The organism is Chryseobacterium sp. VD8 (assembly GCF_037149975.1).
Classification (GTDB): Bacteria; Bacteroidota; Bacteroidia; order Flavobacteriales; family Weeksellaceae; genus Chryseobacterium; species Chryseobacterium indicum.
This window is the reverse complement of sequence record NZ_JBBCQL010000003.1, coordinates 18,476-31,167: the sequence shown is the minus strand read 5'-3', so window position 1 is coordinate 31,167 and position 12,692 is coordinate 18,476. Positions and strand designations below refer to the sequence as shown.

Genomic DNA, 12,692 nt, shown 5'->3' with positions numbered 1-12,692 from the left:
ATTAAAAACTTTCCGCTTACCTTTACATAATGAAACGTTCCGGAACCGCAGATTTACCCCTTCACTATGGCAAAGTACCGCCGTGGTTGTATGAACGGATGTCGATCCTCGGGCTTTCTATTGTTGAGGTAATTCTCATGGAGTATGGAAAAGACGAAGTTCTCCGTCGACTGGCAGATCCTTTCTGGTTTCAGAGTTTTGGCGCGGTGATGGGAATGGATTGGCATTCTTCAGGAATTACAACCTCCGTAATGGGTGCTTTGAAGCGTTCCATCAATCCAAATTCCCAATCATTGGGGTTGTATATTTGTGGCGGAAAAGGAAAATTTTCCCGCGAAACACCTTCGGAATTACTTCAGATTGCTGATAGAACAGGATTGAACGGAAATGATCTCGTAAAAGCCAGCAAACTTTCGGCAAAAGTGGATAATACGGCAATTCAGGATGGATATCAACTGTATCTGCATAATTTTATTCTGTCGGATAACGGAAACTGGAGCGTTGTTCAGCAGGGAATGCATGAATCGGACGGAACGGCAAGACGCTATCATTGGCATTCGGAAAATATTAAATCTTTTGTGGAAGAACCTCACACCGGAATCAACGGAATTTCAAGAGGAACCATTTTAAACCTTACAGATGCGGAAGCTTCCGGGAACAGAAAAGGAATTCTGGAAATTTCCCACACCGATTCTGCGGAAATCATGAGCGATTTCTCAAGATTAATTCTTCCCAATCATCACGATGTTCAGGCTTCTGATGTTGATCTGAAACGACTTGGAGCACTTTTATACGTAACCAGAGAACAGCAGCCACAAAATTTCGAAGATTTGCTCATGCTTGAAGGCGTTGGTCCGCGAACCATGCAGTCTCTGGCTTTGGTAAGCGAAGTCATTCATGGTGCGCCGTCAAGATTCAAAGATCCTGCGAGATTTTCATTCGCCCATGGCGGAAAAGACGGTCATCCGTTTCCGGTTCCTACCAAAGTGTATGACGAAAGTTTGCAGATTTTAAAATCAGGAATCGAAAAATCTAAACTGGGAAATTCCGACAAGTTAAAAACCTTAAACAAACTACACCAGATTATTGAATCAACTGAAAAGGATTTTACTCCCGATTTTGATATTCGGGAAGTCATTGAAGAAGAAAGACAGAATTCATGGCGGTTTGGAGGAAAAACTGTATTTGGAGATACCCAGAAACCTTCCAGTCCAAAACCTATACAGCTTTCTCTGTTTTAAACTTTTAGATTTGAAAGTTTTTCTTGATTTTGTGATTTCAAAAGAATCCACTCAAAGGATTTATAAAGATTAACACTTCTTTTGTCATTAATTTGTAATCGGTGAACAGATCCGGAATATACTTATTGTAAAGGATTACGCAAAAATAAGCTACCACAAATCATCACTTTGTTTAAGAATTGCTTCATCAGTTCCGGGAAAAATTTTATTTTTAAAGCTTTGAAAAACATTTACTTGATGAGTAATAAGGCCTTACAAATCTGTTACGATTTCCCTTTTTTCCTTGATGATGAGCTGGATGAAATATTTCAGGCACATGAAAAAGTTTTTTTTCATAAAGGAGATTTTATACTGAAAGAAGGAAAAACAGCCAATGAATATTATATTCTGGAGAAAGGTCTTGCCCGCTCATTTGTCAACGATTTTAACGGAAATGATGTAACGATTAATTTTTTTGTTGAAAATGAAATCATTATTGAAGTTTCTTCACTGTTTCAGAGAATTCCCACTCAGGAAAATATTGTCTGCATTACAGACTGCGAATGCTGGAAATTTGATTTTGAAACTTTTCAGGAACTGTTTCATAAAATTCCGAATCTCAGAGAATGGGGGAGAGCATGGATGTCTCAGCAGCTTTTCTTTGGTAAACAGCGTTCCGTAGAAATGTTTACCCTTTCCGCAACCAAACGTTATCTCAATCTTTTAGAGCAGAAGCCGCATGTAGTACAGTTTGCTCCCTTAAAGCAGATTGCTTCATTTCTGGGAATTACAGATACTTCTTTGAGCAGAATCCGTAAAGAGCTGGTTTCCCATCCGAAGAAAATTTAAATCTTGTCTTATGGCAAGTTGATTTTTATTTTAACTTGATAACTTTGAGTATAATTTTAACAGTAAAAACAGCAAAATGAAAATCAATCAGATTTATGTGAATCTTCCGGTGAAGGATGTACAGAAAACAAGAGAATTCTGGACAAAATTAGGCTTCCCAACCAATGATGAAATGTCCAATGACCAATCCGTTTGTATTGTTATGAACGATAATACTTACGTGATGTTTTTAACGGAAGAATTTTTCCAGACTTTTTCAGAAAGACCTGTTCCGGAAGGAGATACAACGCAGGTTTTGGTCGCCATAAGTTTAGATACCCGTGAACAGGTAGATCAGATGGTAAATACCGCTGTGGCGAATGGTGCAACACAGCATGAAGAACCGCAGGACTACGGATGGATGTATCACAATTCCTTTTGGGATATTAACGGACATGGCTGGAATGTAATGTTCGCAGATCCGTCCCAAATGCCTAAAGAGTAAAATTTAAATCAATACAATTAATTCTTACATAAATTTTAGTAAAAAAAATTTGTGCGGATATTTCTTTGTCATTTTAACGGAAATTCTCTTGAATGATCTGATATTAAAAAAATGATAAAATAGATTCTTCCTTCGTTAGAATGACAAATTATCCGTTGATAAAAACACCAATCACACAAACGCTCTACACAAATTCCATAAATATTATTAGTGTTATTCGTAAAAAATATTAGAGCTATTTGTGTTTAAAATATTAATACACAAATTCCACAAATATTATTTGTGGTATTAGTGGAAAAATTAGTGCTATCTGTGTTTAACTAAAAAAAAAATAAAAAAAATTATGGCTAAATTAAATCCTTACTTAAATTTTGATGGGAAAGCAGAAGAAGCTTTCAATTTTTACAAATCCGTTTTCGGCGGAGAGTTCGTTGGTGAAATTTACAGAATGGGCAATGCTCCCGGAACTGAACATTTATCGGACGAAGAGAAAAACAGGGTAATGCATATTGCACTTCCGATAGGCGGAGATTTACTGATGGCATCAGACATCGTTCCAAGTTTTGGACAAAAACTGAATGTGGGAAATAACAATTATGTTTCTGTTTTTCCGGATTCCAGAGATGAAGCCGACAGAATTTTCAAAGGGCTTTCTGAAGACGGAAATATAGAAATGCCGATTGAAGACCAATTCTGGGGAGACTATTTCGGAAGCTTTCAGGACAAATATGGTGTTCACTGGATGATCAATTATAATGAAGAATACGTAAAATAGACTTATCTTTAAACTGAATTATATTGAAGGGGCAACTTAACTTTGGTTGCCTTTTACACCTTTAAAAATAATATTATGGAACCAATTCACATCGATATTACCATTCTGGCTCCCGTTCAGAAAGTCTGGGATTATTACAACGGACCGGAACATATTACAAAATGGAATTTTGCCCACGAATCCTGGGAATGTCCGAGCTCTGAAAACGACTTAAGGGTTGGCGGACAATTTAAAAACAGAATGGAAGCCAAAGATAAAAGTTTCGGATTCGATTTTGTGGGAACGTATGATGAAGTTATTCCGAACGAAAGAATAAAATATCATATGGAAGACGGAAGAAAAGTGGAGATCATTTTTGATAAGATCGACGAAAATACAACCAGCGTTACCATCACATTCGATCCGGAAACGCAAAATCCTGTAGAAATGCAGAGAGAAGGGTGGTACGCTATTCTGAACAATTTTCATAAGTATGTAGAAAACAATTAAGAACGATTTTAATTTTCAGAACCATGATCAATTTAGTAATAATGGCAAAATGTTTAAGTTCCATTTGCGCGGTGAGTCATGTAGTGAGCGGAACTTTTTTACAGGGAATTCTTTCTGCACCTGCGAGAAGAGCTTTGGCGAAAGAAAAAATTGATTCTCTGGAAAAACTTTCAGATTATTCTGAAAAAGAAATTATGCAGCTTCACGGTTTCGGAAAAAATGCGATGCAGAAACTCAAAGCTTATATGAAAGAAAACCATGTTTCATTTAAAAATTGATATTGGACACAAACTGAACCAATATCAGCATAAATTTTCACTATAAATTTGGTTAAATGCTTCATCAACAATGCAGTTTCTGTCGAACCATTCGTGATTATTCGTGAAAAATATTTGCAGCTACTCGTGTTTAAGACAAAAAAAATAAATTTAAAATTATGAACAAAAATATTTTCCCGTGTCTTTGGTACGACGGAGACGCGAAAGAATCGGCAGACTTTTACTGCAAAATATTTGACGGAAAAATTACCACAGATACTCCGATGGTGATGAACATCGAACTTTTTGGTCAGAAAATGATGCTCCTGAACGGTGGTCCGCATTTCAAGAAAAATGCTTCGGTTTCTTTTATGGTCATTTGCGAAACAGAAGATGAGGTACAAAAATATTGGGACGGATTATTGGAAGGCGGAATGGCTTTAATGCCTCTGGATTCTTATTCCTGGAGCAAAAAATATGGCTGGCTGAAAGATAAATATGATGTAACGTGGCAAATATTTTTAGGTGAAAAACAAAGCGAACAAAAGATTATTCCTACTTTGATGTTTATCCATGAAAATAATGGTAAAGCAATGGAAGCAATGGAATTATATACTAAAGTTTTCCCGAATTCCCAAATCGGAAATATTTTAAGATACGGCGATGGAAGTGAAGGGCATCCTGCTCCTGAACCGGCAGAAAATATTCAGCATGCCCATTTTGAAATTGATGGATACAGTTTTTTCTGTATGGATAATTCTTACGATCATCAGTTCGATTTCAATGAAGGGATTTCTATGGTCGTAATGACAGATGATCAGGAACAAACCGATCATTACTGGAATGCTTTAACGGCAGATGGAGGAAGAGAAAGTATGTGTGGCTGGCTGAAAGATAAGTTTGGCTTGAGCTGGCAGATTGTTCCCAAAAGATTGTTGGAACTGATGAACGGATCAGATCCGGTAAAAGGACAAAAAGTATTTCAGGCGATGATGGGAATGCACAAAATTGTTATTCAGGATCTGGAAGACGCTTATAATTCTTAGTATCTGATTGAAGAAGGAAGCAGGGAGGTTGAAGCTTTTTAACCGTTACAAAACTTTCTGCTTATATTCTTCAAATTCATAATTTTTCCGTTTCGGCTTGCTGTTTGATGGGTATTCATAAAAGATTTGCTTATGAAGACACAGAACAAGTCAGACTCAAAGTCAAAAGTTCCTGAAGACGGGTTATTTCCTGAAATCATCCGTGAAAATTATAAAGGAAGCGATAAACTAAAGGGTAAAAAAGCCTTAATTTCAGGTGGAGACAGCGGAATCGGACAGGCGGTTGCCGTTCATTTTGCGAGGGAAGGAGCAGATGTTGTGATTATTTACAAAGAAAGTGACGATGATGCAAAAGAAACACAGAATCTGGTAGAAAAAGAAGGGCGGAAATGTATTCTGATGAAAGGAGACGTCTCCGAAAAGTCCTTCAGAAAAAAATGCGTGGATTCGCTTAAAAAAGACTGGAAAACCTTAGATATTCTTGTAAACAATGCGGGTATTCAGTTTCCGGAAAATGATATTAAAAATATTTCTGATGAGCAGATTCTCGAAACTTTTAATGTCAATATTATTTCTATAATTGCTCTCACCAGAGATCTTTTAACCCTGATGAAAAAAGGCAGCCGGATTATCTGTACCACATCCGTGACGGCGTACCGCGGAAGCGATCATCTGATTGATTATTCTGCTACAAAAGGAGCTATCGCAACTTTCATCCGTTCTCTGGCAACCAATATCGCAGAGAAAGGGATTTTAGTCAACGGCGTTGCTCCTGGTCCAATCTGGACTCCGCTTGTAAAGGAAACTTTCGACGATCTCTCAACCTTTGGAAAAGATAACCCGTTAAAACGTGCAGGGCAGCCATCGGAAGTTGCTCCGGCTTATGTTTTTCTGGCTTCGGAAGATTCCAGTTTTATTACGGGAGAAATTATTCACATTAACGGCGGAGATTTCGTAGGCGGGTAACATCGTATTTAAAATAACAGCTAGTTTATATATTTTTTATGGAAAAATTACATTTTGATATTCAGATCAATGCTGAACCGGAAAAAGTATGGAGTGTACTCTGGGATGATTTTTCTTTCAGACAGTGGACTTCAGCATTCAGAGAAGGTTTTTTTTATCAGGGAAATTTAAAAGAAAATGAAATTATTAAATTTCTGGATCCTCAGAACAACGGGATGTTCAGCAAAATTGTGAAGCTTGTTCCCAATGAAGAGATTACCTTTCAGCATCTTGGTGAAATTTATAATGGCGTTGAAACACCGCAGAACTTTGAAAGTGGTACAGAAAATTATATTTTAACAGAAAACGAAAATACAACGCATCTTACCGTTGAAATTCAGACTTCCGAAGAGTTTAAAAGCTTTTTCGAAGAAAATTTCCCCAATGCACTTTCCAATGTGAAGCATTTATCTGAAAATCAGTTTTAAAATTGAATAAAAACATTATGGAAACTTTATCGTATGAAATTATCATTAACGCTCCGAAAGAAAAAATCTGGGACGTTTTGTGGAATGAATACACTTATAGTGAGTGGACGAAATTTTTTAATCCGAATTCGGCTTCTTTTATGAGATCCGACTGGAAAGTAGGCGGAAAAACCTATTTTGTAAATGCAGCCGGAGCAGGAATGGTTTCAACAATAGACAGTCTGGAAAAGCCAGACCAGATTATTTTTAAACATCTGGGAATGATCGATGAAGAAGGAAATGAAGATACCGAAAGCATGGAAGTGAAACAGTGGAGCGGCTGTTTCGAAAAATATTTTTTAATCGATTTTGATGGCAAAATAAAACTTCATGCCGAAGTTCAGACTGAAAAAGATTGGGAAGAGCATATGAATACAGGTTTTACCAAAGGGCTGCAAATTGTAAAGGAACTTGCCGAAAAATAATATTTCCGAATTTATTTTAGGCTATATTTACAGTTGATAAAGTTACGATTAATCATAGTGTAAATCTTTGTATCTTCTGGAAACAAAAAGATATTTTATGAAATTACTCACCATTCTTTTTACCACATTCATTTTAGCTTTATTGGCAACCAGAATTTTTCAGAGCGACTGGAATTTTTTGTTTTCCGGAAATCTGGGAATGGCTGTTTTCATCATATTTACAGGATTTTCTCATTTTAAATTCCAAAAGGGAATGGCAATGATGATTCCGGATTTTATCCCGGCAAAACTATTTTGGGTATACATAACAGGAATTATTGAGATTGCAGCCGGAGTTGGATTGATGATTCCTTCCATTCGTGAACTGACTGCTGTTTTACTGATTGTTTTTTATGTTTTGGTTTTCGTTGCGAATATCAATTCTTCCCGAAAAAAAATCAATATTTTTAAAGCGGATTTCACTGGTCCCGGAATGAATTATCTGTATAAAGAAAGAATTCCGATGCAGATTATTTTGATTGTCTGGACTTGGTACTTCGGAATTTATCTGAATTAAAACTTATCATTCAAAATACAAACGGAAGGCTTAGCTTTTCGTTTTTTTGTTTAAATACAAATTAGGACATATATCTTTTAAAATTTCATACTTAACCTGAGTTCTGGAGAAGTCTTCTTAAACGCAAGGTTAAACAAAAGATTCAATTATCAGGAATTCAGCTTTTAAGATATACAAAGGCGTAGAACTTATAAAAGTAATACCATTTTTGTTTTTTTTTAATAAACGAAGTGCCCTTGTTTAGCTTACAAACTTTCAATAAGTAAAAAAACTTTTGTTTTTCTTTGCGATAAATTAATATAATATTATAAATCAATTATTTAAATTTATTTCTTATCCCAAACTGAGGTTACTTAATGACAGAATTTGTGTTATTAGCAAAAAAAAATTGTGTTATTCGTGTTTCAAAATACGGATGAATAAAAGAAAATCTTAATTTCTTAAAAATTATTTTAAATTTATTAAAGTAAAACAAAATTTTCAATCGTCATAGCAATATGGAGATTGTCGAAAAAATAACAATGCCACAGAAGGAGAAGGAAAATATCATCTCACAGACCGTTTCAAAGTACGGAGGAAAGCTGATGTCGTACATTCGTCCGAAAGTGAAAAATACGGAGGATGCGGAAGATATTCTGCAGGAAGTGTGGTATCAGTTCAGTAGTCTTACCAATCTTTCGGAGATTGTGAATGTTGGCGGTTGGCTGTACAGAGTAACGGCAAATAAAATCACGGACAAATACCGCAAAAAGAAAACCGAAAATCTTGAAGATTTTGTGTATGAAGATGAAGACGGAGATTTTTCCATCAAAGACATTCTGCTCATGGATGAAAGTGCAGGACCCGAAATTAAAATGTTTCAGGACGAGATCTGGAAAAAGCTCTTTGAGGCTCTGGATGAACTGCCGGAAAAGCAAAGACTGGTCTATGTGGAAAATGAACTCAATGACAAAACCCTTCAGGAAATTGCGGATGAACAGGGCGAAAATATCAAAACGATTATTAGCCGTAAAAATTACGCCGTCAAACATTTAAGAAACCGATTGAAAAAATTATACGAAGATTTAAACAGTTAGTAAATAAAAAGATATGAATCATAAACATAAAAAAGGCTGGATTTTCCTGATTCTTTGTCCGCCATTGATTTTTTTAGGCGTTACATGGATCGTGATGGCGCTCTGGAATTGCCTTCTCCCTGAAATTTTAGGAGTAAAATCAATCACGTTCTGGCAGGCAATGGGAATTCTGATTTTAAGTAAAATTCTTTTCGGAGGATTTCATTTCGGAAAAGGAATGAGGGATTTTAAAGAAAAGAAGATGAGAGAAAAAATGATGCATCTTACTCCCGAAGAAAGAGAGAAATTCAAAGAAGTGTGGAGAGACAAATGTTCAGCAGGTTTTTTCAACAGACACAACAGAACCAACGAATAAATAAAAATTTAGAAGTAGTAAAGTAAATTCAGCATTTATTCGTCTATATAAAAAACAAGAAGTAGTAAAATTTAAAATTTTGAAAAATGAAAAATTCAGTATTAAAAGGCGCTTTAGCTGCTTTAGCCGTAGTAGGAGTTGCAGCAGTTGTTAAAAAAGCAGCGCAGAGAAAAAGATTTGTAAAAGGTATTTTTGATGAATACGGAATTAAAGAAAAATCTCCTTTCGGATTGGCAGATAAAATCAGAGAAATGAATGACGAGCAATATCAGGAGCTGAAAGGGAAGTTTAAAAAAGAATTCGCTTCAAGATGCCGTCATAGAGGTTTTGAAAGAAAAGAAAACGCTGCGGAAGCATAATAAAAGTAACTCAATTGAAATTGTTTAATTCCGGCTCGGGAAGCGAAGCTTCCCGAGCCGGAATTTTTTACAGTCATTGCGATGAGCGAAGCGAAAAAGCAATCTCGGAAAATAGGGTTTCGGTTCAGGCGGCAAAGCCGCCTGAACCGAAACATCAAAAAGATTTAAACAAACAAGTTTGAGATATTTTGATAAATGTTCTAAAGATAGCGTTCCTACGGAACGCCGAACGTTCTTTTAATATGATTTCTACACAGATAAAACTCCAAAGAGTTTTTAGGAATTTTACTTTATACGACTGTTTGTTTTAAAGAAAAAAATTAAAAGCATAACATAAAATTATTCAGGCTATTTATGAAATTATTCGTGCCATTTGCGTTTAAAAAAGAAAATAAATTCCCTATTTTTGCATAGCTTAATGAAAGATTACTACTATTTTCTCGGAATTTCTCACGATGCTTCGGAAGAAGACATCAAAAAAGCGTATAGAAAACTATCTTTAAAATATCACCCTGATAAAAATGATAATGATGATTTTTTCGCAGACCGGTTCCGTGAAATTCAGGAAGCTTATGAAACATTGAGTGATAAAAGCAGAAGACATTCTTACGATCAGAATTTAGAAAGCCATCAGAAAAGCTTCAGGTACAATATTCCGCCTTCTATTAAAACTTTTACGGCAAACAAAATTCATGCGAAAAAAGGAGAGGAGATCATTATCAATTGGCAGACTCAAAATGCGGATGTGGTGAAAGTGTTACCTTTCGGACTGGAAAAACCTTATGGAGAAAGAGTTTTTAAAATAACGGAATTTAAAGACGGAAAATTCCAGATTCTGCTTCATGCTACGAATTCACTACTGCACAAAACAGCCGTTCAGGGCATTACGATTACCGAAGTTTTTGAAAACAATTCGGAAAAATTTAAAGATAAGGCAGAGGAATTATTTAAGTCACAGCCAAGAACTGTTGCAAATCCTCACGGACAGCCAAAAATCGCGAGAATTATTATTGGGGTAGTGTTACTAATTCTGGCGGTCTATTTCCTGTTAAAAAGCTTTAATTAAGCCATTTTCTTTCTTCCCGGGCACTTTTTACATCTTTTTCCTTTTTTAAATTTTTTGCAGCATGATTTCTTATCGCCGCAATACATTTCTTCGGTATTCATTGAAAAAGCAGGAGCTAATGGAGCTACTTTGAAAGGAACGATCATATTCATGATGCAAATATATTAATTTAGAATAAATCCAGATAATAAATTTGACAAAAAATTAATGATATATATCAAAGAGATTTAAATGATTGGCAATGATAATCAATAAAAAAGGACAAACATCAAATGTCTGTCCTTAAAAGTGACCGCAGAAGGATTCGAACCCTCACTGTCGGAGCCGAAATCCGAAGTTCTATCCATTAAACTATGCAGCCGTATTGAGTCGAAAAGTTTGAGACTAAGAGAGTTTTAAATCTGAATAAATAAACACTCAAACACAAAAACTTTCCCATCCTAAGACTCTAGAACGTAATCTTCACGCCTCCCAAAATCTGTGCACCCAGAACTTTATAGCCTTTGTACGTTTGATATTTTGAGCTCAGAAGATTATTTCCAAGCGCGAAAATACTGAAATTTTTGTGAATTTTATACTCTGCCGATAAATTTAAATCTGCATAACCTCCCACTTTATCGTTGGTGTTCTCTGTAGACTGATAGAACATGGGACTTCCAACTCCCTGAATAATAAATGAATTCGTTGTTCTGTCACTGGCAAAAATCCCTTTAAAACCTAATAATAATTTTTGATCCAACATCGTATATTTTGCTCCGATTGTTGCCGTAACCAAAGGTACATTGTAAATATTTTCGTAGTTTTTAAGATCAAACTTAGTAAATTTCACTTCTCCGTCCAATACTAAATTTGCCAGAGGAAAATACTGCAAACTACCTTTGATATCTCCTACATTTCCGTCATCATACACCGCAGAAAAAGTATTTGCGAAGTTATAGGCAGAACGGTTCAGGGTAAAATTCGTATCAAAAAGATCATTTGCCTTAAAGAACATAATGTCTCTCATTTTTCCGTATCCTGCAGAAACATCGTACTTAAAAGTTTCATCAATATCTCCTCTCAAACCTACATAAAAATGGTATTTTGTTTCGGTAGGTCTTAAATACTGGTCAGAAACGATGAAAGGATTCTGCTGCAGTAAATCCGAATACGTATTCAGTTTTAAACTTCCGTCAACTCCTCCGTAAAATTTAAACTCCTGTGCGGCAGCAACCTGAAATTCCGCTTCCGGAAACCAATAGGTTTTATTGTTTTTCATTTGTTCAGCCATCAGATCATTTTGGTTTTTACCATTCAGAAACGCAAACTGCGATCCTAATTTCAAGTAAGAATCCCCTTTTCTGAAAGTAACTTTCGGGCTCAGATTTGTATTGAAAAAGTTGGACGAATTTTTATCTCTGATCGAAAATTCAGTTTTTACCGTTTCCAAACCAACGCCTAAATCTGCATTCAGACTGATACCTGATTTGCCGATTTCAACCCCATGTTTCGAAAAGTTAGCCAAAACGGAAGCCTGATTTTCCTGAGCGTCAAAATGATCTTTTAAAAATGAAGATTTCACCCTCACATCATTCAGAATTTCGTTCGAATAAAAATCATAATAACCGTTTACTTTAAACTGATTGACTCTTTGATCCAGATCAACATCATTGCTCGGAGTCAGCGCATAAATTCCGTAATAATTATAGCTGTTCAAACCATATTCCGCATTCAGATTGAATTTTCCTTTATCTCCGTAAGAATTCAGAAAAGCTCCTAAAGTGGTTGAACTCTGCTTAGAATCCCAGTCGTATTCCTTTTTTAAACCCTGTGTTGAAAGAAAATGAGCATCCACTCCAACCTCAATTTTATTTTCCAGCGTTTTCGAAATATTTGCGTCGCCCAGAATTTTACCGAAATTTCCCATTCCGAACTGGATGTAGTTGTTTTGCGCTGAACCTTCGAATTTCGGGGTTACATCTGCTCCCTGAATGGTTGATGTTTTAAAATCCGAAACCGCAGGAACATCCGTAATGTTGTATTGTACAGGATTCTGAGATTTTTCTTCCGGTGGATAATTTTTAATGGTCTCTACCGAAGTTTTCTTTTTTTCGATCTTTTTTACTTCCGGTTCTCTTTTTTTATTGAGAATCAGTTTTTCTTCTTTGATCTGGGAAAACGCTACCGACGAAAACCCTAAAAATATGATGGATAATAATTGAATTCTTTTATTCATTACTTTTTGTATTAATAATGTACCAATTTATCAATGCAGCAATCCGGC

The 12,692-nt window shown here is 35.7% G+C and carries 16 protein-coding genes and 1 tRNA gene; 15 read left to right on the top strand and 2 right to left on the bottom strand.

All coding sequences use genetic code 11. The features are described from left to right. Positions 1–29: 29 nt before the first annotated feature. The 15 genes from WFK35_RS00680 to WFK35_RS00610 all read left to right on the top strand — a co-directional run bounded on the left by WFK35_RS00680 (position 30) and on the right by WFK35_RS00610 (position 10,429). Positions 30–1,241 (top strand): DUF763 domain-containing protein, encoded by a 1,212-nt coding sequence (locus tag WFK35_RS00680; RefSeq protein ID WP_336730899.1) that lies wholly within the window; start codon positions 30–32, stop codon positions 1,239–1,241. A gap of 237 nt (positions 1,242–1,478) precedes the next feature. Beyond that, positions 1,479–2,069 (top strand): Crp/Fnr family transcriptional regulator, encoded by a 591-nt coding sequence (locus WFK35_RS00675; RefSeq protein WP_336691163.1) that lies wholly within the window; start codon positions 1,479–1,481, stop codon positions 2,067–2,069. A 76-nt stretch (positions 2,070–2,145) separates the two neighbouring features. Continuing rightward, positions 2,146–2,553, top strand: coding sequence for a VOC family protein (locus WFK35_RS00670; protein WP_336730898.1), 408 nt, complete (start codon positions 2,146–2,148; stop codon positions 2,551–2,553). A 343-nt stretch (positions 2,554–2,896) separates the two neighbouring features. Then, on the top strand, positions 2,897–3,328 hold the full coding sequence (locus WFK35_RS00665) for a VOC family protein (RefSeq protein WP_336730897.1): 432 nt from the start codon (positions 2,897–2,899) through the stop codon (positions 3,326–3,328). Positions 3,329–3,403: 75 nt separating this feature from the next. Next, positions 3,404–3,817, top strand: coding sequence for an SRPBCC family protein (locus WFK35_RS00660; protein WP_308003661.1), 414 nt, complete (start codon positions 3,404–3,406; stop codon positions 3,815–3,817). A 23-nt stretch (positions 3,818–3,840) separates the two neighbouring features. Further along, positions 3,841–4,095 (top strand): DNA-directed RNA polymerase subunit alpha C-terminal domain-containing protein, encoded by a 255-nt coding sequence (locus WFK35_RS00655; protein WP_087710780.1) that lies wholly within the window; start codon positions 3,841–3,843, stop codon positions 4,093–4,095. A 158-nt stretch (positions 4,096–4,253) separates the two neighbouring features. Next, positions 4,254–5,120: a VOC family protein gene (locus WFK35_RS00650; RefSeq protein WP_336730893.1), complete on the top strand. Its 867-nt coding sequence runs from the start codon at positions 4,254–4,256 to the stop codon at positions 5,118–5,120. Between the two features lie 132 nt (positions 5,121–5,252). Continuing rightward, a complete protein-coding gene (locus tag WFK35_RS00645) occupies positions 5,253–6,086 on the top strand; it encodes an SDR family oxidoreductase (protein WP_336730892.1) in 834 nt (277 codons plus the stop codon). 38 nt (positions 6,087–6,124) lie between these two features. Beyond that, positions 6,125–6,553 (top strand): SRPBCC domain-containing protein, encoded by a 429-nt coding sequence (locus tag WFK35_RS00640; RefSeq protein ID WP_336730891.1) that lies wholly within the window; start codon positions 6,125–6,127, stop codon positions 6,551–6,553. A 17-nt stretch (positions 6,554–6,570) separates the two neighbouring features. After that, positions 6,571–7,017, top strand: coding sequence for an SRPBCC family protein (locus WFK35_RS00635; RefSeq protein ID WP_336730890.1), 447 nt, complete (start codon positions 6,571–6,573; stop codon positions 7,015–7,017). A 97-nt stretch (positions 7,018–7,114) separates the two neighbouring features. Continuing rightward, positions 7,115–7,573, top strand: coding sequence for a DoxX family protein (locus tag WFK35_RS00630; RefSeq protein WP_336730889.1), 459 nt, complete (start codon positions 7,115–7,117; stop codon positions 7,571–7,573). A gap of 521 nt (positions 7,574–8,094) precedes the next feature. Continuing rightward, entirely contained in the window at positions 8,095–8,649 is a 555-nt protein-coding gene (locus WFK35_RS00625; RefSeq protein ID WP_336730888.1) for an RNA polymerase sigma factor, read from the top strand. Positions 8,650–8,662: 13 nt separating this feature from the next. Continuing rightward, positions 8,663–9,004 carry a hypothetical protein gene (locus tag WFK35_RS00620; RefSeq protein ID WP_214590122.1) on the top strand — a complete coding sequence of 114 codons (342 nt, stop codon included), beginning with the start codon at positions 8,663–8,665 and terminating at the stop codon, positions 9,002–9,004. Between the two features lie 86 nt (positions 9,005–9,090). After that, on the top strand, positions 9,091–9,363 hold the full coding sequence (locus WFK35_RS00615; protein WP_273075453.1) for a hypothetical protein: 273 nt from the start codon (positions 9,091–9,093) through the stop codon (positions 9,361–9,363). Between the two features lie 418 nt (positions 9,364–9,781). Continuing rightward, positions 9,782–10,429, top strand: a complete 648-nt coding sequence (locus WFK35_RS00610) for a J domain-containing protein (RefSeq protein WP_116098831.1) — start codon at positions 9,782–9,784, stop codon at positions 10,427–10,429. A 289-nt stretch (positions 10,430–10,718) separates the two neighbouring features. On the opposite strand, the gene WFK35_RS00605 is transcribed toward WFK35_RS00610, so the two are convergent. Together WFK35_RS00605 and WFK35_RS00600 are read right to left on the bottom strand one after the other, a co-directional pair. After that, positions 10,719–10,790 (bottom strand) — tRNA-Arg (locus tag WFK35_RS00605). An 87-nt stretch (positions 10,791–10,877) separates the two neighbouring features. Beyond that, positions 10,878–12,644, bottom strand: coding sequence for a TonB-dependent receptor (locus WFK35_RS00600; RefSeq protein ID WP_336730887.1), 1,767 nt, complete (start codon positions 12,642–12,644; stop codon positions 10,878–10,880). Positions 12,645–12,692 lie beyond the last annotated feature (48 nt).